The 20,700-nt window shown below is 70.6% G+C and carries 16 protein-coding genes; 9 read left to right on the top strand and 7 right to left on the bottom strand.

Annotated elements, in window-relative coordinates; all coding sequences use genetic code 11:
• Positions 1 to 93 precede the first annotated feature (93 nt).
• The 4 genes from OHU35_RS12050 to OHU35_RS12065 form a co-directional block, all read right to left on the bottom strand.
• A complete protein-coding gene (locus tag OHU35_RS12050; RefSeq protein ID WP_359895498.1) occupies positions 94 to 1,761 on the bottom strand; it encodes a glycoside hydrolase family 13 protein in 1,668 nt (555 codons plus the stop codon).
• Positions 1,762 to 1,965: 204 nt separating this feature from the next.
• Positions 1,966 to 2,874: a sugar ABC transporter permease gene (locus OHU35_RS12055; RefSeq protein ID WP_189724665.1), complete on the bottom strand. Its 909-nt coding sequence runs from the start codon at positions 2,872 to 2,874 to the stop codon at positions 1,966 to 1,968.
• 14 nt (positions 2,875 to 2,888) lie between these two features.
• Positions 2,889 to 3,893, bottom strand: a complete 1,005-nt coding sequence (locus OHU35_RS12060) for a carbohydrate ABC transporter permease (protein WP_189724666.1) — start codon at positions 3,891 to 3,893, stop codon at positions 2,889 to 2,891.
• 119 nt (positions 3,894 to 4,012) lie between these two features.
• On the bottom strand, positions 4,013 to 5,281 hold the full coding sequence (locus tag OHU35_RS12065) for an extracellular solute-binding protein (RefSeq protein ID WP_359895499.1): 1,269 nt from the start codon (positions 5,279 to 5,281) through the stop codon (positions 4,013 to 4,015).
• A 404-nt stretch (positions 5,282 to 5,685) separates the two neighbouring features.
• Between OHU35_RS12065 and OHU35_RS12070 the strand changes: the two genes are divergently transcribed.
• Together OHU35_RS12070 and OHU35_RS12075 are read left to right on the top strand one after the other, a co-directional pair.
• Positions 5,686 to 6,720, top strand: a complete 1,035-nt coding sequence (locus OHU35_RS12070) for a LacI family DNA-binding transcriptional regulator (RefSeq protein ID WP_189724668.1) — start codon at positions 5,686 to 5,688, stop codon at positions 6,718 to 6,720.
• Positions 6,721 to 6,816: 96 nt separating this feature from the next.
• A complete protein-coding gene (locus OHU35_RS12075; RefSeq protein WP_405505279.1) occupies positions 6,817 to 7,692 on the top strand; it encodes a phosphatase PAP2 family protein in 876 nt (291 codons plus the stop codon).
• Here the strand turns inward: OHU35_RS12075 and OHU35_RS12080 are convergent.
• Positions 7,689 to 10,697 carry a bifunctional [glutamine synthetase] adenylyltransferase/[glutamine synthetase]-adenylyl-L-tyrosine phosphorylase gene (locus tag OHU35_RS12080; RefSeq protein WP_189724670.1) on the bottom strand — a complete coding sequence of 1,003 codons (3,009 nt, stop codon included), beginning with the start codon at positions 10,695 to 10,697 and terminating at the stop codon, positions 7,689 to 7,691. The genes OHU35_RS12075 and OHU35_RS12080 overlap by 4 nt on opposite strands.
• Positions 10,698 to 10,887: 190 nt before the next feature.
• Between OHU35_RS12080 and OHU35_RS12085 the strand changes: the two genes are divergently transcribed.
• Both OHU35_RS12085 and OHU35_RS12090 read left to right on the top strand, forming a co-directional pair.
• Positions 10,888 to 11,400: a pyridoxamine 5'-phosphate oxidase family protein gene (locus tag OHU35_RS12085; protein WP_405505280.1), complete on the top strand. Its 513-nt coding sequence runs from the start codon at positions 10,888 to 10,890 to the stop codon at positions 11,398 to 11,400.
• 34 nt (positions 11,401 to 11,434) lie between these two features.
• Positions 11,435 to 11,881 (top strand): VOC family protein, encoded by a 447-nt coding sequence (locus OHU35_RS12090; RefSeq protein ID WP_189724672.1) that lies wholly within the window; start codon positions 11,435 to 11,437, stop codon positions 11,879 to 11,881.
• 96 nt (positions 11,882 to 11,977) lie between these two features.
• Here OHU35_RS12090 and glnA read toward each other — a convergent pair whose 3' ends face one another.
• On the bottom strand, positions 11,978 to 13,339 hold the full coding sequence (gene glnA / locus OHU35_RS12095) for a type I glutamate--ammonia ligase (RefSeq protein ID WP_184596240.1): 1,362 nt from the start codon (positions 13,337 to 13,339) through the stop codon (positions 11,978 to 11,980).
• A gap of 294 nt (positions 13,340 to 13,633) precedes the next feature.
• Between glnA and OHU35_RS12100 the strand changes: the two genes are divergently transcribed.
• Positions 13,634 to 14,818, top strand: coding sequence for a globin domain-containing protein (locus OHU35_RS12100; RefSeq protein ID WP_405505281.1), 1,185 nt, complete (start codon positions 13,634 to 13,636; stop codon positions 14,816 to 14,818).
• A 7-nt stretch (positions 14,819 to 14,825) separates the two neighbouring features.
• On the opposite strand, the gene OHU35_RS12105 is transcribed toward OHU35_RS12100, so the two are convergent.
• Positions 14,826 to 15,260, bottom strand: coding sequence for an Rrf2 family transcriptional regulator (locus OHU35_RS12105; protein ID WP_359895517.1), 435 nt, complete (start codon positions 15,258 to 15,260; stop codon positions 14,826 to 14,828).
• A 197-nt stretch (positions 15,261 to 15,457) separates the two neighbouring features.
• Here OHU35_RS12105 and OHU35_RS12110 point away from each other — a divergent pair, with 197 nt between their 5' ends.
• The 4 genes from OHU35_RS12110 (at position 15,458) to OHU35_RS12125 (ending at position 20,678) form a co-directional block, all read left to right on the top strand.
• Positions 15,458 to 16,126 carry a DUF3105 domain-containing protein gene (locus OHU35_RS12110; RefSeq protein WP_189724675.1) on the top strand — a complete coding sequence of 223 codons (669 nt, stop codon included), beginning with the start codon at positions 15,458 to 15,460 and terminating at the stop codon, positions 16,124 to 16,126.
• Complete coding sequence (locus tag OHU35_RS12115; RefSeq protein ID WP_359895518.1) at positions 16,123 to 16,740, top strand: DUF305 domain-containing protein; 618 nt, start codon at positions 16,123 to 16,125, stop codon at positions 16,738 to 16,740. The genes OHU35_RS12110 and OHU35_RS12115 overlap by 4 nt, the downstream gene beginning before the upstream one ends.
• 173 nt (positions 16,741 to 16,913) lie before the next feature.
• Positions 16,914 to 18,857 (top strand): protease pro-enzyme activation domain-containing protein, encoded by a 1,944-nt coding sequence (locus OHU35_RS12120; protein WP_405505282.1) that lies wholly within the window; start codon positions 16,914 to 16,916, stop codon positions 18,855 to 18,857.
• Between the two features lie 66 nt (positions 18,858 to 18,923).
• Entirely contained in the window at positions 18,924 to 20,678 is a 1,755-nt protein-coding gene (locus OHU35_RS12125; protein ID WP_189724678.1) for an NAD+ synthase, read from the top strand.
• Positions 20,679 to 20,700 lie beyond the last annotated feature (22 nt).

Consider the following 20,700-nt stretch of genomic DNA (forward strand, 5'->3'; position numbering starts at 1 on the left):
TCTTGCTGCAAGGTTCAGAAACCTTGCGGTGACGCAGATGTTAAAGGCCCGCCGCCCGAAAGGGCAGCGGGCCGTACGAAATTCAAAGGAAAATCAGGCGGTGACCGCGGTGGTCCACCACACCGTGGTGTCGGCCGGCACCTTCGCCTCGTCGTCGACCTCGACGATCTCGCCGCTCGCGACCAGCACCCGGCCGTAGGCCGGCATCGCCACCGACTCCCCGGTGGTGTTCGCGACGCACACGAACTCCCCGCGCCGGAAGGCGAGCACGCCCTCGGGCGCCCGCAGCCACTGCACGGACGTGCCGGCGCCGAGGTCGGGCTGCTCGCGGCGCACGGCGAGCGCGGCCCGGTACAGCTCCAGCGTCGAGCCGGGCTCCCCGGTCTGCGCCTCGACGCTCAGCTCGCCCCACCCGTCCGGCTGCGGCAGCCAGCTGCCGCCGTCGCCGAAGCCGTACGACGACCCGGTCCGGGTCCACGGGATCGGCACCCGGCACCCGTCGCGGAAGCCGTCCTGGCCGGCGCCCCGGAAGTACGCCGGGTCCTGACGCACCTCGTCCGGCAGGTCGACGACGTCGGGCAGCCCGAGCTCCTCACCCTGGTAGACGTAGGCCGAGCCGGGCAGTGCCAGCATGAGCAGGCTCGCGGCCCGGGCCCTGCGCAGCCCCAGTTCCCGGTCGCCGGCCAGCCGGATCTGGGTGCCGAGCCCTGCCGGGTTGGCGAAGCGGGTGGCGTGCCGGGTCACGTCGTGGTTGGACAGGACCCAGGTGGCGGGTGCGCCCACCGGGCGCATGGCGTCCAGCGTGCGGTCGATGACCTCGCGCATCTCCGCGGCGTCCCAGTGGGTGCTGAGGTACTGGAAGTTGAACGCCTGGTGCAGCTCGTCCGGGCGGACGTAGTGGGCGGTGCGCTCGATGGTCGGGGTCCAGGCCTCGGCGACGAAGATCCTCTCCCCCGCGTACTCGTCGAGGACGAGCCGCCACTGCCGGTAGATCTCGTGCACGCCCTCTTGGTCGAAGAACGGCATGACATCGTTGCCCAGTAGCTTCACCTGGTCGTGGGATCCAAGGTCGGGCAGCCCCTCCGCCTTCACCAGACCGTGGGCGACGTCGATGCGGAAGCCGTCGACGCCCATGTCCAGCCAGAAGCGCAGGATGGAGCGGAACTCGTCGCCGACCGCCGGGTGCTCCCAGTTGAAGTCGGGCTGCTCGGGGGCGAAGAGGTGCAGGTACCACTCACCGTCCGGCACCCGTGTCCACGCCGGGCCGCCGAAGATCGACTCCCAGTCGTTGGGGGGCAGCTCGCCGTTCTCCCCCTTGCCGGGGCGGAAGTGGTAGCGCTCCCGCAGCGGGGAGCCGGGGCCCTCGGCGACGGCCCGCTTGAACCACTCGTGCTGGTCGGAGGAGTGGTTCGGGACCAGGTCGACGATGATCCGCAGGCTCAGCTCGTGGGCGTCGCGGATCAGCGCGTCGGCGTCCAGGAGGTTGCCGAACATGGGGTCGACGGCCCGGTAGTCGGCGACGTCGTAGCCGGCGTCGGCCTGCGGCGAGGCGTAGAAGGGGCTGAGCCACACGGCGTCCACGCCGAGGTCGCGCAGATACGGCAGGCGGGTGCGGACACCTTCCAGGTCACCCATGCCGTCGCCGTTGCTGTCGGCGAAGCTGCGCGGGTACACCTGGTAGATCACCGCGTCCCGCCACCAGTCGCGGCGCTTGGCGACGGTGGGGGTCATGGCAGGGGCGGCGGAGTGCTGCTGGCTCATGTCGTCCTTGATGCGTCACAGGATGTCGGTCATGGAAGGCGTGGGCGGGGTGTTGTTGGGGCGGCCGCGGCACAGCGGGGTCGGATGGGCACCACGGCCGCCCACCGCGCGCCCCCTCAGGGGCGCGGGGCTGTATCGATCTGCGGCTCCGCCGCGCGGGCGCGACCAGCCACGACGGCGCCGCGGCCGATCGCTCGACGAGGGTCACCCCTTCGTGCCACCGGCGGTGAGCCCGGTCACCAGGTTCTTCTGCACGAGGTAGAAGAAGATGGCAGCCGGTATCGCGATCAGTACAGCCGTCGCGGCCATCAGGTTCCGCTGCGCGTCATGCTCGCTCACAAAGGTCTGCAGACCGACGGCAAAGGTGTACTTGTCGTCGCTCAGCATGAACGTCGAGGCGAACGCGACCTCACCGAAGGCCGTGAGGAAGCTGTAGAACGCCGCGACCGCGAGGCCCGGCTTGGCGAGCGGCAGGATCAGCCGCGCGAACGTGCCGAAGGGGGTCAGCCCGTCGACGCGCCCGGCCTCGTCGATCTCGAACGGGATGGTGTCGAAATAGCCCTTCATCAGCCAGGCGCAGTACGGCACGATCGTGGTGCAGTTGACAAGGATGAGACCAAGGTAGCTGTCGATGAGCTGCAGATCCGAGAGGATCTGGTACATCGGCACGATCAGTACCGCGATCGGGAACATCTGGGTGACCAGCAGTACCCACATCAGCTTCCGGTAACCCGGGAAGCGCATGCGGGAGACCGCGTAACCGGTGGACGCGGCGACGACGACGCCGATGAGCGTCGTGCCCAGCACCACGACCAGCGTGCTCTTCAGCCAGTCGAAGAAGCTCGTGTCCTGCAGGACGAACGCGTAGTTGTCGAGCGTCATCTTGCTCCAGATGCGCCCGGGGTGGAGGTAGTCGTCCTTGTCCGGGCCGAGGGACAGGAAGACCAGCCAGGCGATCGGGAAGAGCGCGGTCAGGCTCGCGCCGATCAGCACGGCGTGCGAGGCGAGGGAGCCCGCGCGGCTGTTCTCGCCGCGGCGGCGGACCTTGCGGGGCGCGTCGGAAGGGCGCCGCTCGGTGACCGCGGCGGAGGTCTCGACGGTGGTCGTACTCATGGTGGACTCCTGCCTCAGATCGCGAGCTGCTGCTCGTTGCGGTTCAGCCAGCGGCGGTAGAAGGAGGTGAAGACGATCAGGAGGGACAGGAGCAGGATTCCGTAGGCGGCGGACTGGGCGTAGTCGCGCGGCTGCTGCCCGAAGCCCAGCTGGTAGGCCCAGGTCACGAGGATCTGGGCGTCGGGGGCGGTGTTGCCGAACAGCAGGAAGATGATGGCGAACTGGTTGAAGGTCCAGATGACGCCGAGCAGTACGACGGTGGTGCTGACGGACCTGAGGCCGGGCAGGGTGACGTAGCGGAACCGCTGCCAGGCGTTGGCGCCGTCCATCTCGGAGGCCTCGTACAGGCTCGCGTCGATCGACTGCAGTCCGCCGAGCAGCGAGACCATCATGAACGGCACACCGCACCAGGTGTTGACCATGATCGCGGCGAACCGCTGCCAGAAGGTGTCCTCCAGCCACAGCGGCGTCGGCAGGTGCAGGAACTCCAGGGCGCTGTTGATGACGCCGCCGTCGGCGAGCATGAACCGCCAGCCGAAGACGGTGACGAAGGTCGGCACCGCCCAGGGCAGCACCAGGACCATCCGGTAGAGGGTGCGGCCACGCAGCTTCTGGTTGAGCAGCAGCGCGAGCCCGAGGCCGATGCCGTAGTGCAGGGCGACACAGGCCGCCGTCCAGAAGACCGTCCACAGGAAGTGCGACCAGAAGCGGTCGTACGACGTCGGGCCCCACAGGATGTCGGCGTAGTTGTCCAGGCCGATGAACTTGTAGGTGGCGTCGATCTCGTTGACGCCGATCGTGCGGGCGGTGTTGAGGCTGGTGGCGTCGGTGAGCGTGAGGTACAGGCCGTAGGCCAGCGGGTACAGCACGAGGACCCCGAGGACGATCGCCACCGGGGCGATCATCGCGTAGGCGTACCAGTGCTTGTGGAAGCCGTTCTTCAGCCGCTGGCCCGGCCCGGGGCGCGGTTCCCGCTCACCGCGCCGCTTGCCGGTCGCTCGGTCGATGACGACTGTCATGGTTCGGCACCTTCTGGAGGTTCAAGGAGGTCAGGGGGAGCTGCCCGGGCGCAGGCGCGGGCCCGTGGCCGCCGGATCCCCTCCCCCCATGCCAGGGGGATCCGGCGGCCACGCGGCGGTCACTTGGAGAAGTCGGGCACCAGCTTGGTGATGGCGGTCTCGGCGTCGCCGAGGCCCTTGTCCAGGGACTCCTTGCCGCCGGCGATCTCGATCAGCTCGTCGTCCAGCGGGCCCCACAGGGAGCTGTACTCGGGCAGCGCCGGGCGCGGCTGGGCGGAGGAGAGCACGCCCTGGTAGCCGGCGATGCCGGGGTCGGCCTTGACCTTGGCGGTGTAGGCGTCCTCGCGCGTGGGGAGCGTGGAGTTCTTCAGCGCGATGGTCTCCTGGGCCTTCGCCGAGGTCATGAAGTTGACGAACTTCAGCGAGGCCTTCTGGTGAGCCGCGTCGGAGCCGGCGTAGACGGAGAGGTTGTGGCCGCCGGTCGGGGCGCCCGCCTTGCCGGTGGAGCCGGCCGGGACGGTGGTGATGCCGAGGTTGTTCTTGTCCTTGAAGGCGGAGCCCTTGTAGAAGTTGGTGATCTCCCACGGGCCCTGGACGATCGAGGCGACCTTGCCGCTGACGAACGCCTCCTGGATGTGGGCGTAGGCGTCGGCGGTGGTGTCGGCCTTGTGCAGGCCCTTGCCCTTGAAGAGGCCCTGCCAGGTGCCGTAGGCCTTCTTGGCCGCGGGCGAGGTGACGGTGATCTTCTTGGCGTCGACGTCGACGGTGTCGGCGCCCTCGCCGTAGAGGAAGCTCTGCGCGTAGTAGGCCTGGGTGGAGCCCCAGTAGCCGTCGACGCCGGTCTTGTCCTTGACGGTGGCGGCGGCCTTCTTCAGGTCGTCCCAGGTCTTGGGGGCCTCGACGCCGGCCTTCTTGAACAGGGCCTTGTTGTAGACGAGGGCGAGGGTGTCCGTGGTGAAGGGGACGCCGTAGGTCTTGCCGTCGTACTTGGCCTGCTCGATCAGGCTGGGCTGGAACTCGGCCTGGTCCTTGAGGGCCTCGGTGCCGTCCAGCGGCGCGAAGAAGCCCTTCTTGGCGAAGGCGGGGGTCCAGCCGACCTCGGAACGCAGCACGTCGGGGGCGCCCTTGGAACCGGCGGCGGTGTCGAACTTGTTCTGCGCCTGGTCGAAGGGGACGTTGACGTAGTTGACCTTGATGTCCTTGTTGGCGGCCTCGAACTCCTTGACCAGGGCCTTGTACGTCGGCGCCTCGTTGGTCGCGTTGGAGGTGTCCCACCAGGTGATGGTGACCGGGCCGTCGGCCTCGTCGCCGCTGTCGCTTCCGCCGCACGCCGTCGCCGCCAGGGCGAGGGACGCCACCAGCGCGGTGGCCGCTATGCCACGCCGCATGAGTTCTCCTTGAGGGTGAAAGCCCGTTCGTGCTGCCGACTGCGCCGTTGGCCGCCGGGCGTCGGTGAGATTAGCCGCGCTTCACGGACTTGCGAAAGACCTTGCAGCAAAAAGTTGCAAGCGGTGCCGATGGTTATCCCGCCGTGACCTCCCTTCGACCGCCCCGCAGCCCTGATTTCCGGCTGTTCGGCGGGGACTCGGACAGTTGTGCAAGACTCTGCAAGCACTTGCCATCCGCTTCCGTCGGGGGAATCATCCGTTGCGGATCGGACGCCGGCCACGACCTCTTCTCGACTTATTTGGGGACCGCGATGACCCAGCAACCCGCAGCCGGCCGTGCGACGGCACGCACCAGGCGTCCCGTCGGTGTGCAGGGAGAACCCCGGCCGCTACAGTCCAGTGCTGTGACCACACGGCTTGCCGACATCGCCTTGCAGGCGGGGGTGAGCGAAGCGACCGTCAGCCGCGTCCTCAACGGGAAGCCGGGCGTCGCCGCCACCACCCGCCAGTCCGTACTGGCCGCCCTCGACGTGCTGGGCTACGAACGCCCGGTGCGCCTGCGCCAGCGCAGCGAGGGCCTGGTGGGCCTGATCACCCCGGAGCTGGAGAACCCGATCTTCCCGGCCCTGGCCCAGGTCATCGGCCAGGCGCTGACGAGGCAGGGCTACACCCCCGTCCTCGCCACCCAGACCCCGGGCGGCTCGACGGAGGACGAGCTCACGGAGATGCTCGTCGACCGCGGGGTCGCCGGCATCATCTACGTCTCCGGGCTGCACGCGGACACCACCGCCGACATGCAGCGCTACGACCGGCTGCGCGCGCAGGGCGTGCCGTACGTGCTGGTCGACGGCTTCTCGCCGAAGGTGCAGGCGCCGTTCATCTCCCCCGACGACCGCGCGGCGATGAGCCTGGCTGTCACGCACCTGGTGTCCCTGGGGCACCAGCGGATCGGGCTGGCCCTCGGGCCCAAGCGGTTCGTGCCGGTGCAGCGCAAGATCGAGGGGTTCGTGCGCACGATGCAGGACCAGTTGGGCCTGGGCGCCGAGGCCGTCGAGACGGAGCTGGTCCAGCACTCCCTCTACACCCTGGAGGGCGGCCAGGCCGCGACCACGGCGTTGATCGAGCGAAACTGCACGGCCGTGGTGTGCGCGAGCGACATGATGGCGCTGGGCGCGATCAGGGCGGCGCGGCAGCTGGGCCTGGACGTGCCGAAGGACATCTCGGTGGTCGGCTTCGACGACTCGCCGCTGATCGCCTTCACCGACCCGCCGCTGACCACGATCCGCAAGCCGGTCCCGGCGATGGGCCAGGCGGCCGTCCGCACGCTGCTGGAGGAGATCGGCGGTACCCCGGCCCCCCACAGCGAGTTCGTGTTCATGCCGGAGCTGGTCGTGCGCGGTTCGACCGCTTCGGCACCCGGGGATCGCGGTCGTTCCTGACGTCGTGGCCTGATCTCGCCGTAGGGAGAACATGCGGCCCGGGCCTCGCCGGGGGATGATCGGTGGGGAAGTCCTTTTCTGGCAGACTTTGTGCCTATGGGTGACACGACCGTGACGAAGCCGGAAGGCCGGGAATCGGCCCTTCCGCAGACCGTTACGGCCGAGAGCGGTCCGGGTTCGCCGCACCGGCTGCGCGCCCCGCGCCGGCCCCGGTTCTGGTTCGAGATCCTGCTGATCGCGGTGAGTTACTGGACGTACTCACTGATCCGCAACGCCGTGCCCGAGCAGAGGGCCGAGGCGCTGCGCAACGCCGACTGGATCTGGAAGGCCGAGCACCATCTGGGCATCGCCGTGGAGGAGTCGGTCAATCACGCCGTGAACGCGGCGACTTGGCTGATCATCGGCATGAACTACTACTACGCGACGCTCCATTTCGTGGTGACGCTGAGTGTGCTCGTGTGGCTGTTCCGTCGGCATCCCGGCCGGTACGCGGCGACCCGGCTGGTGCTGTTCGCGACCACCGCCGTCGCCCTGGTCGGCTACTACCTGTATCCGCTGGCACCCCCGCGCCTGATGAACGGCGGCGATTTCATCGACACCGTCATGGTCCACCAGACCTGGGGATCGATGGCCTCCGGCGACCTGAAGCACATGTCCAACCAGTACGCCGCGATGCCGTCGATGCACATCGGCTGGTCCCTGTGGTGCGGCCTGACGATCTTCGCCCTGTCGGCGATCCCCTGGGTGCGGGTGCTGGGCCTGCTGTACCCGACGCTGACCCTGGTCGTCATCGTCGCCACCGCGAACCACTTCTGGCTGGACGCGGTGGGCGGCATGCTCTGCCTGGCCTTCGGATTCACGGTGGCGAGGCTCTGGTACGGCACCCAGCCGTACGCGCTGCCGCGCCTGGTACCGGCGAGATCCGCCGGGCCCCGTCAGCGGGTTCGAGCCGGCCGCGGGCCGTCGGCCTAGCGCTCCGCCACCCCGTAGAACAGTTCCTCCACCACGCCCCGTGCCCTGCGCGCCGTGCGGCGGTACGCGTCGAGCATGTCGCCCGCGTGTCCGGGGCCGTATCCCAGGTAGCGGCCGACGGCCGCGAGTTCGCGGGGCTCCGTGGGGAAGGTGTCGCCGGCCCGGCCGCGGACCAGCATCACCGCGTTGCGGACGCGGGTCGCCAGGACCCAGGCCTCGTCCAGGGTCGCGGCGTCCTCCTCCGTGATGAGCCCGGCCGCGCGGGCGGCGGCCAGGGCCTCACGGGTGCGGGTGGTGCGCAGGCCCGGCTCCGCCGAGCCGTGCCGCAGTTGCAGCAGCTGCACGGTCCACTCCACGTCGGACAGGCCGCCCGGGCCCAGCTTCGCGTGCAGTTTGGGGTCGGCGCCGCGTGGCAGCCGCTCGGACTCCATACGGGCCTTGAGCCGCCGGATCTCGCGGACGGCCTCGTCGTCGAGCCCGTCCGCCCGGTAGCGCAGCGGGTCGATCAGCTCGATGAACCGGCGGCCCAGGTCCTCGTCCCCGGCGACGGGCTCGGCCCGCAGCAGCGCGTGCGACTCCCACGTCAGGGACCACCGGCGGTAGTACGCCTCGTACGAGTTGAGGGTCCGTACGAGCGGCCCGGACTTGCCCTCGGGGCGCAGGTCGGCGTCGACGAGGAGGGGCGGGTCGGCGCTGGGGATCTGGAGCAGGCGGCGCATCTCGGAGACGACCTTGTTGGCGGCCTGCCCGGCCTCGTGCTCGTCGACCCCGTCGCGCGGCTCGTGCACGAACAGCACGTCCGCGTCGGAGCCGTAGCCCAGCTCGTGGCCGCCGAAACGGCCCATGCCGATGATCGCGAACCGGGTGGGCAGACTGTCCCCCCAGCCCTCCCGCACCACGGCCCGGAGCGTACCGGCGAGCGTCGCCGCCGTCAGGTCCGACACCGCGCCGCCGATCCGGTCCACCAGCGCGCCCTGGTCGGCCTCGGCGGGCTGCTCCTCGGTGCCGTAGGAACCGACGATGTCGACGGCGGCCGTACGGAACAGCTCGCGGCGGCGCACCCCGCGTGCCGCGGTGACGGCCTGGGCGGCCCCGTCGGCCCGTTTCACCGCGGCGAGTATCTCCTGCTCCAGATGGGTGCGGGAGCGCGGTTCAAGACCGCCGCCGTCCCCGTCGCCGAGCAGCGCCACCGCCTCCGGGGCGCGCATCAGCAGGTCGGGGGCGAGCCGCCCGGCGGACAGCACACGGGCGAGGTTCTGCGCGGCGGCGCCCTCGTCCCGCAGCAGCCGCAGGTACCAGGGCGTCTTGCCGAGCGCGTCCGACACCTTGCGGAAGTTGAGCAGGCCCGCGTCCGGGTCGGCGGAGTCGGCGAACCAGCCCAGCAGGACGGGCAGCAGGGTGCGCTGGATGGCGGCCTTGCGGGTGACGCCGGAAGCCAGTGCCTCGAGGTGGCGCAGGGCGGAGGCCGGGTCGGCGTAGCCGAGGGCAACCATGCGCTCCCGGGCCGCCTCGGGCCTGAGCCGGGCCTCTCCGGGGGCGAGCTGGGCGACCGCGTCGAGCAGCGGCCGGTAGAACAGCTTCTCGTGCAGCCGGCGTACGACGGTGGCGTGCCGCCGCCACTCGCGGTGCAGGTCGGCGACCGGGTCGGCGCGCAGGCCGAGGGAGCGGCCGATGCGGCGCAGTTCGGCCTCGTCCTCGGGGACGAGGTGGGTCCGCCGCAGCCGGAACAGCTGGATCCGGTGCTCCATGGAGCGCAGGAAGCGGTAGGCCTCGTCGAGCTGGGCGGCATCGGCACGGCCGACGTAGCCGCCGGAGGCGAGGGCCTTGAGCGCGTCGAGGGTCGTACCGCTGCGCAGGGAGGTGTCGGTCCGGCCGTGCACCAGCTGGAGCAGCTGCACGGCGAACTCGACGTCCCTGAGGCCGCCCGGGCCCAGCTTCAGCTGGCGGTCGACCTCGGCGAGGGGGATGTTCTCCACGACCCGGCGGCGCATCTTCTGCACGTCGGGGACGAAGTTCTCGCGCTCGGCGGCCTTCCACACCAGGGGCTGGACGGCGGCGACGTACTCCGCGCCGAGGTCGAGGTCGCCGGCCACCGGGCGGGCCTTGAGCAGCGCCTGGAACTCCCAGGTCTTGGCCCAGCGCTGGTAGTAGGCGAGGTGGCTGGAGAGGGTCCGTACGAGCGGACCGTTTCTGCCCTCGGGCCGGAGGTTGGCGTCCACGGGCCAGATGGAGCCCTCGACCGTGGTCTCCGAGCAGATCCGCATCATGTGCGAGGCGAGCCGGGTCGCGGCCCGCACGGCCTTGGTCTCGTCGGTCCCCTCGGTGGCCTCCCCCACGAAGATGACGTCCACGTCGGAGACGTAGTTCAGCTCGTGGCCGCCGCACTTGCCCATCGCGACGACGGCGAGCCGGCACTGGGCGGCGTCCTCGGGCGCGGCCGCCTCGGCGATGCCGAGGGCGGCGCGCAGGGTGGCGGTGGCGAGGTCGGCGAGCTCGGCCGCGGACTCGGCGACGCCGGTCGTGCCGCACACGTCCCGGGCCGCGATGGAGAGCAGGCAACGCCGGTAGGCGACGCGCAGGGAGACCGGGTCGGTGGCCTCCGCGAGGCCGGCCTCGAACTCCTCCACCCCGGGGTGCAGGTCGTACGCCTCGTACATGACGAGTGCCTGCCAGTCGTCCGGGTGCCGGGTGAGGTGGTCGGCGAGGGCGGTGGAGGCGCCGAGCACACCGAGCAGCCGGTCGCGCAGCGGCTTGGCCGCGATCAGCGTGTCGAGCAGTTCCCGGCGGGCGCCGGGATTCGGCTGGGCCTCCAGCAGCCGGACGAGCCCGAGCAGCGCGAGATCGGGGTCGGCGGTCCCGCCCAGCGCTTCCAGCAGCACCGGGTCGTCGCGCAGGAGCACGAGCTCGGCACTGTCCAGGAGCCGTTCGGCGGCGGTGGCGTCGGTGAAACCGTGCCGCAGCAGCCGTGTGAAGGTACTGCTCCTGCGCCCCGGCGCCGCCGTCATCCCGGGCCTCCCTCGGACTCGCCTCGGACCTGCTTCGGACTTCTTCGGATCAAGGTCGTACGGGCTCGAGCCTAGTCGCAGACCCCCGGTCGGGCCCCGATGAGTTCGGCAGGCGGACGGGGTCTGCCCTGTGAGAGCGCTGGGGGGCGCTTGGGGCGCTCTGTCAGGCGAGAGCTCAGGAGGACGGCTGATGACCACCACGCGACCCGAGACCAGGCTGGACCGCCGCTACAGCGACGAGACGGCCACCGCGACCGACTGGCAGGAGGCCGAAGCGCGGCTCACGGCGGCGGAGCTGTTCTGGATCACGACGGTACGACCGGACGGACGCCCGCACGTCACCCCGCTGCCGGCGATCTGGTCGGACGGCGCCCTGCACTTCTGCACGGGCCCGGAGGAGCGCAAGGCGAGGAACCTCGCGGAGAACCCGCACGTCGTGCTCACCACCGGCACGAACACCTGGAACAAGGGCTACGACCTGGTGGTGGAGGGCGAGGCGAGGCGCGTGACCGAAGACGCCCGGCTACGCGCTTTGGCCACCATGTGGGAGGCGAAGTACGGCAGTTTCTGGCACTTCGACGTACGGGAGGGCTATTTCCACCACGGTGCGGGACACGCGGCCGTCTACGCGGTGGCGCCGCGCACGGTTTTCGGCTTCGGTAAGGGGGAGCCGTTCAGCCAGACGAGGTGGCGGTTCGCCTGAGCCGTCGTCCGATGCCCGACGAAGGAGTCACGCCATGGACTTCACTCTCGAAGTGATCCCGCTGCCCGTCACCGACATCGACCGCGCCCGGGACTTCTACCGGGACAAGGTCGGCTTCCACGTCGACATCGACCAGGAGGTCATGCCCGGGATGCGGATCGTCCAGCTGACCCCGCCGGGTTCCGGCTGTTCCATCGCCCTCGGCGAGTCGATCTGGGAGATGACACCCGGCCCCACCCCGGCCCCCGGCTCGTACCAGGGCCTGCAACTGTGCGTCGCCGACATCAAGGCGGCCCACGCGGAGCTCGTCGAACGCGGCCTCGACGTCTCGGAGCCGGTCCAGTACGCCCCGGACGACGGCGCCACGTTCATGCACTTCACGGACCCGGACGGGAACGGCTGGGCGGTCCAGGAGTACCGCCGCCGGGCGACGGAGCCGCTGCACCAGCTGCTGGCGGACCTCAAGCGACAGGGGGCGTGACGCTGCCGGGCGCCCCGGGAGCGGACGAGGGGCCGACGGTCCGCGACCGTCGGCCCCCTGTGTCGTCTCGGCGGGCGAATCCGCGCCGGTTTGCGCCTACAGCGCCGGCAGGTTCTTCCGCAGCTCGAACGCCGTGACCTCGCTGCGGTACTCCTCCCACTCCTGCCGCTTGTTGCGCAGGAAGAAGTCGAAGACGTGCTCGCCGAGGGTCTCGGCGACGAGGTCGCTGCGTTCCATCAGGGTCAGGGCCTCGCCGAGGTTCTGCGGGAGGGGTTCGATGCCCATCGCGCGGCGTTCGGCGTCGGAGAGGGCCCAGACGTCGTCCTCGGCGCCCGGCGGGAGTTCGTAGCCCTCCTCGATGCCCTTGAGGCCGGCGGCGAGGAGGAGGGCGTAGGCCAGGTAGGGGTTCGCGCCCGAGTCCAGGGAGCGGACCTCCACCCGCGCCGAGCCGGTCTTGCCGGGCTTGTACATCGGGACGCGGACCAGCGCCGAGCGGTTGTTGTGGCCCCAGCAGATGTACGACGGGGCCTCGCCGCCCGCGCCCGCCGTGCGCTCCGCGCCGCCCCAGATGCGCTTGTAGGAGTTGACCCACTGGTTGGTGACCGCGGAGATCTCCGCAGCGTGCCGCAGCAGGCCCGCGATGAAGGAGCGGCCCACCTTCGACAGCTGGTACTCCGAGCCCGACTCGTAGAAGGCGTTGCGGTCGCCCTCGAAGAGCGACAGGTGCGTGTGCATGCCGCTGCCCGGGTGCTCGGAGAACGGCTTCGGCATGAAGGTCGCCTGCACGCCCTGCTCCAGCGCCACCTGCTTCATGACCAGGCGAAACGTCATGATGTTGTCGGCCGTGGAGAGCGCGTCGGCGTACCGCAGGTCGATCTCCTGCTGGCCCGGGGCGCCCTCGTGGTGGGAGAACTCGACCGAGATGCCCATCGACTCCAGCATGGTGATCGCCTGGCGGCGGAAGTCCATGCCGACGTTGGTCGGGGTGTGGTCGAAGTAGCCGGAGTTGTCGGCGGGCGTGGGACGGCTGCCGTCCAGCGGCCGGTCCTTCAGCAGGAAGAACTCGATCTCCGGGTGGGTGTAGAACGTGAAGCCCAGGTCGGAGGTGCGGGCCAGGGCGCGCTTGAGGACGTAGCGCGGGTCGGCGAAGGACGGGGAGCCGTCCGGCATGAGGATGTCGCAGAACATGCGGGCCGTGCCCGGGGCCTCCGCACGCCAGGGCAGGATCTGGAAGGTCGACGGGTCCGGCTTGGCGATCATGTCGGACTCGTAGACCCGGGCGAAGCCCTCGATCGCGGAGCCGTCGAAGCCGATGCCCTCGTCGAAGGCCTGTTCCAGCTCGGCCGGGGCCACGGCGACGGACTTGAGGAAGCCCAGCACGTCCGTGAACCACAGGCGTACGAACCGGATGTCGCGCTCCTCCAACGTCCGGAGCACGAACTCCTGCTGCTTGTCCATCTTCCGCTTCCCCATCCTTGCTGGTCAGGCCGCCTTCTCTTCCGTAGCCGGGAGGCGGTCGGGCACCTGAGCATCCCACCACACCACCATTTCGTACGCGTTGCGCACCATGATCGCCCGGCCGGCCCGGGGCCGAACGCCTCACGTACGGCAGGTGAACTGCTCTTCTGCCCATAGTGCCTGTTCGCGGCGACATCCGTAACGGCCGGTCCGCTTCGCCGCCCCACCCGCTTAATTTGCATCTCAGATGCAACTTTAAATACGGTGCGCGCAGTCGAGCACCGAGGAGCCCCGATGCTGTCCGAGCAGTCCGCCGCCACCGTCCGCGCCACACTCCCCGCCGTCGGCGGGGCCCTCGGCGCGATCACCGAGCGCTTCTACGCCGGCCTGTTCGCGGCCCGCCCCGAGCTGCTGCGGGACCTCTTCAACCGGGGCAACCAGGCCGCAGGCACCCAGCGGCAGGCGCTGGCCGGTTCCGTCGCCGCCTTCGCGACGCACCTGCTGGACCGTCCGGAGCAGCGGCCGGACGCGATGCTGCACCGCATCGCCCACAAACACGCCTCGCTCGGCGTCACGCCCGAGCAGTACGACCTCGTCCACGAGCACTTGTTCGCCGCCATCGCCGAGGTGCTCGGCGACGCCGTGACGCCCGAGGTCGCCGCCGCCTGGGACGAGGTCTACTGGCTGATGGCGAACGCCCTGATCGCCGTCGAGAAGCGGCTGCGCGAGGAGAGCGGCGGGCCCGGCTGGCGGAGCTGGGAGGTCGTCGAGCGCGTCACCGAGACCGCGGACGTCGCCACCTTCCGGTTGCGGCCCGCCGACGGCTCTCCCGTGCGGGACTTCCGCGCGGGCCAGTACGTCTCCGTCCGCGTCGCCCTGCCGGACGGCGCCCGGCAGATACGGCAGTACAGCCTCTCCGGTGCGGCGGGACCGCTCCGGCAGATCAGCGTGAAGCGCGTGCACGGGGACGGCGCCCCCGACGGCGAGGTCTCGAACCACCTCCACGCGCGCGTGGAGGAGGGCGACGTCCTGGAGCTGTCGGAGCCGTACGGCGACCTGGTCCTGGACGCCGGCCCCGACACTCCGCTGCTGCTGGCCTCGGCGGGCATCGGCGTGACCCCGATGACCGCGATGCTGGCGCACCTCGCCGGCTCGGGACACCGCGCCCCGGTCACCGTCGTGCACGGCGACCGCTCGCCCGCCACCCACGCCCTGCGCACCGACCACGAGGCCTACGCGGCCAAGCTGCCGGACTCGGCCGTCCACCTCTGGTATGAGCAGGACGCCCCGGCGGGCACCCACTCCGGGCTGGTCGACCTCACCGGCGTCCCGGTCGCGCCGGGCACGCGCGCGTACCTGTGCGGGCCGCTGCCGTTCATGCGGGCGGTACGGGCCCAGCTGATCGCGAAGGGCGTGGCCCCGGCCGGCATCCACTACGAGGTGTTCGGGCCGGACCTGTGGCTGGCGGGGCGGTCGTAGGGGGCCCCTAGCTTCCCCGTGTGATCCCCAGCAGCAGCGCCGCGGTCGGTTCCGCCACGATGTCCCGGAGGGTGACCGGGTCCAGTGAGGCGAAGAACGCCTCCTGGGCCCGGCGCAGGGCGCCGCGCAGCCGGCAGGCGGAGTTCAGGGGGCAGGGGGTGGTGCCCTCGCAGTCGACGACGTCGCCGTCGCCCTCGAAGGCGCGCACCACGGCGCCCACCGACGCCGTGCGGCCCTGCTCCGTCAGGGTGAGGCCGCCGCCGCGGCCACGGCGGGCGTCGAGCAACCCCATGTGCTGGAGCTCGGCGACGACCTTCGCCAGGTGCGTGTACGGCACGTCCATGCCGTCCGCGACCTCCCGGGTCGTCGGACTCGACTCGCCCGCGACGGCGAGCCGCATGAGGACCCGCAGGGCGAGGTCGGTGGAGCGCAGCAGCCGCATGCACGCAGCGTAGGTAATGGGAATCTGCGGTTCAAATTATCCGGAGGGGCGAGTGCGGAACGGACCCCGAAACTGTCGGGCACCTGTCGGTGCCGTATCGATTCAGCCCATTCCCTCCGCCGCCCTACGAGGCGCCCTGTTCCCCCCATTACGATCAGCTCACCCGACCGTCCCACCTTTCCCACGAAGGACACCTCATGGGCTCCGCCAACAAGAGCAGCACGGCACGCAAAGCGCGGATAGAGGAGATGCGGCGCGCCGAGCAGTCCCGTGAGCGCCGCAACCGGATCCTCGTCATCGCGGCCAGCGTGGTGGTCGTCTGCGGTCTCGTCGGCGGCGGTGTCGTGCTCGTGCGGTCCCAGTCCGGCGACGGTGGCAGTGACACCGCGGCGGCCGACTCCTCGGCCAAGGGGAAGTTCGTCACGGGCAAGGACGGTGTGAAGACCTGGGAGGGGAAGCTGTCCCGCAACCACGTCGCCAAGGACGTGAAGTACGCCTCCGAGCCGCCGGTCGGCGGCGACCACAACCAGGTCTGGATGAACTGCAACGGGGACGTCTACACCAAGGAACTCGACAACACCAACGCCGTGCACTCGCTGGAGCACGGCGCGGTGTGGGTGACGTACAACGCCGACGCGAAGAAGGCCGACATCGACGCCCTCGCGGCGAAGGTGAAGAAGACGCCGTACACGCTGATGAGCCCGATGGACGACCAGAAGGACCCGATCATGCTCTCGGCGTGGGGCCACCAGCGCACGGTGAAGGGCGCGAGCGACCCGGACGTCGCCACGTTCTTCGAGAAGTTCGTGCAGGGCGAGCAGACGCCCGAGCCGGGTGCCGCCTGCACGAACGGGCTGTCGCAGTGAGGCACGTCGGTCTGATCGCCGGGGCCGCGGCGACGGCGCTCGTCGCGGCCGGTGCGATCACCTACGCCGTCGCCGGGGACGACGGCAGCAGCCGGACCCCCTCCGCCGAGTCCGCGGACGCCGGGTTCGCGCGGGACATGGCGGTGCACCACCAGCAGGCCGTGGAGATGTCGTACATCGTGCGCGACCGCACCGAGGACGAGGACGTGCGGCGCCTCGCGTACGACATCGCGCAGACGCAGGCCAACCAGCGCGGCATGATGATCGGCTGGCTCGATCTGTGGGGGCTGCCCAAGGTGTCCTCCGAACCCATGGCCTGGATGGACATGGGAGGCATGGCCTCCGGCAAGGACGGCGCGCTGATGCCGGGCATGGCCACCAACACCGAGCTGAAGAAGCTCGGCAAGCTGAACGGCAAGCAGGCGGAGATCTTCTACCTCCAGCTGATGACGGACCATCACAAGGGCGGCGTCCACATGGCCGAGGGCTGTGCGGAGAGGTGCACGGTCGGCGTCGAGAAGCGGCTCGCCCAGGGCATGGTGGAAGCGCAGCAGTCGGAGATCGGCCTGATGACGGACATGCTGAAGGAGCGGGGCGCCGCACCGCGCTCCTAGCGCAGCACCCTCTTGGGGCGTAAGCCTCAAATCGCCCTGCCTCAGGGCGCCTTGGGTACTTCTTGGCCTGCGCAGGGCGCTTCTTGGGTTTCGCATTCCCCTGACATGAACGGTTCGTCGCGAGAGTGGCGACCGTCGAGTGATCACTCGCGACGAACCGCACAGGGGGTTCCATGAGATCCAACCGCGCCAAGGCGCGCGCCGGAGTGAGCATCGCGGCGACACTGCCGATGCTCGCCGGTGCGCTGGCGCTCGGCATACCCGCGGCGCACGCCGCCGACCACCCGCTCCGCGACCTGCTGGCCGGGACCCGGCCCGCGTGGGCCACGGCCAAGGCCGACAAGGGCGCCACCTCCGACGGCGCCCGGATGTCGGCCCGGGTGTATCTCCGAGGCCGCGACGCCGCCGGTCTCGCCGCCTACGCGAAGGCCGTGTCCGACCCGGCGTCGGCCTCGTACGGCAAGTACCTGACCGCCAAGAAGGCGCAGGCGCGCTTCGGCGCGACCAAGGCCCAGGTGGCGGCGGTGACGTCCTGGCTGACGGCCGCGGGCCTGAAGGTCACCGGGGTCACGCGGCACTACGTCTCCGTGACCGGTGACGTGGCCGCCGCCGAGAAGGCGTTCGGCACCCAGCTGCACGACTTCGCCAAGGGCGCGAGGACCTACCGGGCCCCGGCGGGCACCGCCTCCGTCCCGGCGGGCCTGGCCGACGCCGTGCTGACCGTCACCGGCCTGGACAACGCGCCGCACATGGTCACGCACGACGACCAGCTGCCGCCGCCGGACACCGTGTTCCGCAACGCCGGGCCGTTCTCCTCGTACTACGGCTCCAGGACGGCGAGCACGCTGCCGGACGCCTACGGCACGAAGATCCCGTACGCCGTCAAGGGCTACACCGGCAAGCAGCTGCGGGCCGCCTACGGCGCGGGCAAGCACACCGGCAAGGGCGTCCGGGTCGCCATCACCGACGCGTACGCCTCGCCGACCATCGCCTACGACGCCGGCACCTACGCCAAGCGCAACGGCGACGCGGCGTGGAAGACCGGCCAGCTGCACCAGGTGCTGCCCAAGCACTACACGAACACCAAGGACTGCTCGGCCTCCGGCTGGTACGGCGAGGAGACCCTGGACGTCGAGGCCGTGCACGCGGTCGCGCCGGCCGCGGACGTCACCTACGTGGGCGCCGCCTCCTGCACCGACGCCGACCTGCTCGACGCGCTCGGCAAGGTCGTCGACAACCACCTCGCCGACATCGTGTCCAACTCCTGGGGTGAGGTCGAGGCCGCGCAGACTCCCGACCTCGCGGCGGCCTACGACCAGGTCTTCCAGCTGGGCGCGGTCGAGGGCATCGGCTTCTACTTCTCCTCCGGCGACGACGGCGACGAGGTCGCCAGCTCCGGGACGAAGCAGGTCGACTCGCCGGCCAACTCGGCGTGGGTCACCGCCGTCGGCGGCACCTCGCTGGCCGTCGGCAAGGGCGACCAGTACCTCTGGGAGACCGGCTGGGGCACCGAGAAGGCCAACCTGTCGGCCGACGGGAAGAGCTGGACGGACTTCCCCGGCGCCTTCACCTCCGGCGCCGGCGGCGGCACCAGCAAGACGGTGGCGGAGCCCGGCTACCAGCAGGGCGTCGTACCGGACGCGCTGGCCAAGGCCGACAACGCGGCCGGCAACCGTGTCGTCCCCGACATCGCGGCGATCGCCGACCCGAACACGGGCTTCCTGGTCGGCCAGACGCAGACCCAGCCGGACGGGAAGACGCAGGCGTACAGCGAGTACCGCATCGGCGGCACCTCGCTCGCCGCGCCGACGATCGCGGCCATCCAGGCCCTGGCCCAGGAGGCCCGGGGCGGCACGCCGATCGGCTTCGCCAACCCGGCGATCTACGCCAAGGCCGGCTCGAAGGCCTACCACGACGTCACCGACAACCCGACGGGCTCCGGCCTCGCCGTGGCCCGCGTCGACTTCGTGAACGGCTACGACGCCACGGACGGTCTGGCCACGTCCGTGCGCGGCCTGGGCAAGGACAGCTCGCTCGCGGCCGTGAAGGGCTACGACGACGTCACCGGCGTGGGCACGCCCGCGAGCGGCTACGTCGAGTCCTACCGGCGCCGCTGAGGATCGGGGTGGCCTGGGGTGACCCAGGCCACCCCATTGCGTCGCTCTGACGATTACACTGGGCCCGTGCCTCAACTACGTCTCGCCCTGAACCAGATCGATTCGAGCGTCGGCGACCTCGCCGGGAACACCGAGTCGATCGTCCGCTGGACCCGGCACTCCGCCGAGCAGGGAGCGCATCTCGTGGCGTTCCCCGAGATGGTGCTGACCGGGTATCCCGTCGAGGACCTGGCCCTCAGGTCGTCCTTCGTGGAGGCCTCCCGGGCGGCGCTCGGCGCTCTGGCCACCCGCCTGGCCGACGAGGGCTTCGGTGAGCTGCCGGTGATCGTCGGCTACCTCGACCGCAGCGCGACCGCCCAGCCGAAGTACGGCCAGCCGGCCGGCGCGCCGCAGAACGCGGGGGCGGTGCTGTACGGCGGCGAGGTGGTCCTGAACTACGCCAAGCACCACCTGCCGAACTACGGCGTCTTCGACGAGTTCCGCTACTTCGTGCCCGGCGACAGCATGCCGGTCCTGCGCGTCCACGGCGTGGATGTCGCCCTGGCCATCTGCGAGGACCTCTGGCAGGACGGCGGCCGCGTCCCGGCGGCGCGCTCGGCGCGGGCGGGCCTGCTGGTGTCGATCAACGCGTCCCCCTACGAGCGCAACAAGGACGACACGCGCCTGGAGCTGGTCCGCAAGCGGGCCCAGGAGGCCGGCTGCACGACCGCGTACCTGGCCATGATCGGCGGCCAGGACGAGCTGGTGTTCGACGGTGACTCGATCGTCGTGGACAAGGACGGCGAGGTCGTGGCGCGGGCGCCGCAGTTCGACGAGGGCTGCGTGGTCCTGGACCTGGACCTGCCGGCGGCCTCGGCGGACGCGCCCACGGGTGTCGTCGACGACGGCCTGCGGATCGACCGGGTGATCCTTTCGGAGGAGCCCGTGGCTCCCTACGAGCGGGAACTGCCCGGTGGCTACGCGGACCGCCTGGACGACGACGAGGAGGTCTACTCGGCGCTGGTCGTGGGCCTGCGGGCGTACGTCGCGAAGAACGGCTTCAAGTCGGTCCTGATCGGTATGTCGGGCGGCATCGACTCGGCGCTGGTCGCCGCGATCGCGTGCGACGCGGTGGGCGCGCAGAACGTGTACGGCGTGTCGATGCCGTCGAAGTACTCCTCGGACCACTCGAAGGACGACGCGGCGGAGATGGCCCACCGCACGGGCCTGAACTACCGGACCGTGCCCATCGAGCCGATGTTCGACGCGTACATGGGTTCGCTGGGCCTGACGGGCCTGGCGGAGGAGAACCTCCAGTCGCGCCTGCGCGGCACGCTCCTCATGGCCGTCTCCAACCAGGAGGGCCACATCGTCCTGGCCCCCGGCAACAAGTCGGAGCTGGCGGTCGGCTACTCGACGCTCTACGGCGACTCCGTCGGGGCGTACGGCCCCATCAAGGACGTGTACAAGACGTCGATCTTCCGCCTGGCCGAGTGGCGCAACAGGGCCGCCCGGGAGCGCGGCCAGACCCCGCCGATCCCCGAGAACTCCATCACCAAGCCCCCGAGCGCGGAACTCCGCCCGGGCCAGGTCGACACGGACTCGCTCCCCGACTACCCGGTGCTGGACGCGATCCTCGACCTGTACGTCGACCACGACAAGGGCGCGGACGAGATCGTGGCGGCCGGCTTCGACCGGGAACTGGTCACGAAGACGCTGCGCATGGTCGACACGGCGGAGTACAAGCGCCGCCAGTACCCGCCGGGCACGAAGATCTCGGCGAAGGGCTTCGGGAAGGACCGACGGCTGCCGATCACCAACGGGTGGCGGGAGTCGGTCTGAGAGGCGGAACACCTCGAACACC

Origin of the sequence: Streptomyces purpurascens (assembly GCF_045040895.1) — a bacterium.
In the GTDB taxonomy this organism is placed as follows: domain Bacteria; phylum Actinomycetota; class Actinomycetes; order Streptomycetales; family Streptomycetaceae; genus Streptomyces; species Streptomyces purpurascens.

Bases quoted from the DNA above. Each gene is read 5' to 3' on its own strand.
- OHU35_RS12050 (WP_359895498.1), bottom strand. From the start codon at position 1,761: ATGAGCCAGCAGCACTCCGCCGCCCCTGCCATGACCCCCACCGTCGCC.
- OHU35_RS12055 (WP_189724665.1), bottom strand. From the start codon at position 2,874: ATGAGTACGACCACCGTCGAGACCTCCGCCGCGGTCACCGAGCGGCGC.
- OHU35_RS12060 (WP_189724666.1), bottom strand. From the start codon at position 3,893: ATGACAGTCGTCATCGACCGAGCGACCGGCAAGCGGCGCGGTGAGCGG.
- OHU35_RS12065 (WP_359895499.1), bottom strand. From the start codon at position 5,281: ATGCGGCGTGGCATAGCGGCCACCGCGCTGGTGGCGTCCCTCGCCCTG.
- OHU35_RS12075 (WP_405505279.1), top strand. From the start codon at position 6,817: ATGGGTGACACGACCGTGACGAAGCCGGAAGGCCGGGAATCGGCCCTT.
- OHU35_RS12080 (WP_189724670.1), bottom strand. From the start codon at position 10,697: ATGACGGCGGCGCCGGGGCGCAGGAGCAGTACCTTCACACGGCTGCTG.
- OHU35_RS12085 (WP_405505280.1), top strand. From the start codon at position 10,888: ATGACCACCACGCGACCCGAGACCAGGCTGGACCGCCGCTACAGCGAC.
- OHU35_RS12090 (WP_189724672.1), top strand. From the start codon at position 11,435: ATGGACTTCACTCTCGAAGTGATCCCGCTGCCCGTCACCGACATCGAC.
- glnA (WP_184596240.1), bottom strand. From the start codon at position 13,339: ATGGACAAGCAGCAGGAGTTCGTGCTCCGGACGTTGGAGGAGCGCGAC.
- OHU35_RS12100 (WP_405505281.1), top strand. From the start codon at position 13,634: ATGCTGTCCGAGCAGTCCGCCGCCACCGTCCGCGCCACACTCCCCGCC.
- OHU35_RS12105 (WP_359895517.1), bottom strand. From the start codon at position 15,260: ATGCGGCTGCTGCGCTCCACCGACCTCGCCCTGCGGGTCCTCATGCGG.
- OHU35_RS12110 (WP_189724675.1), top strand. From the start codon at position 15,458: ATGGGCTCCGCCAACAAGAGCAGCACGGCACGCAAAGCGCGGATAGAG.
- OHU35_RS12120 (WP_405505282.1), top strand. From the start codon at position 16,914: ATGAGATCCAACCGCGCCAAGGCGCGCGCCGGAGTGAGCATCGCGGCG.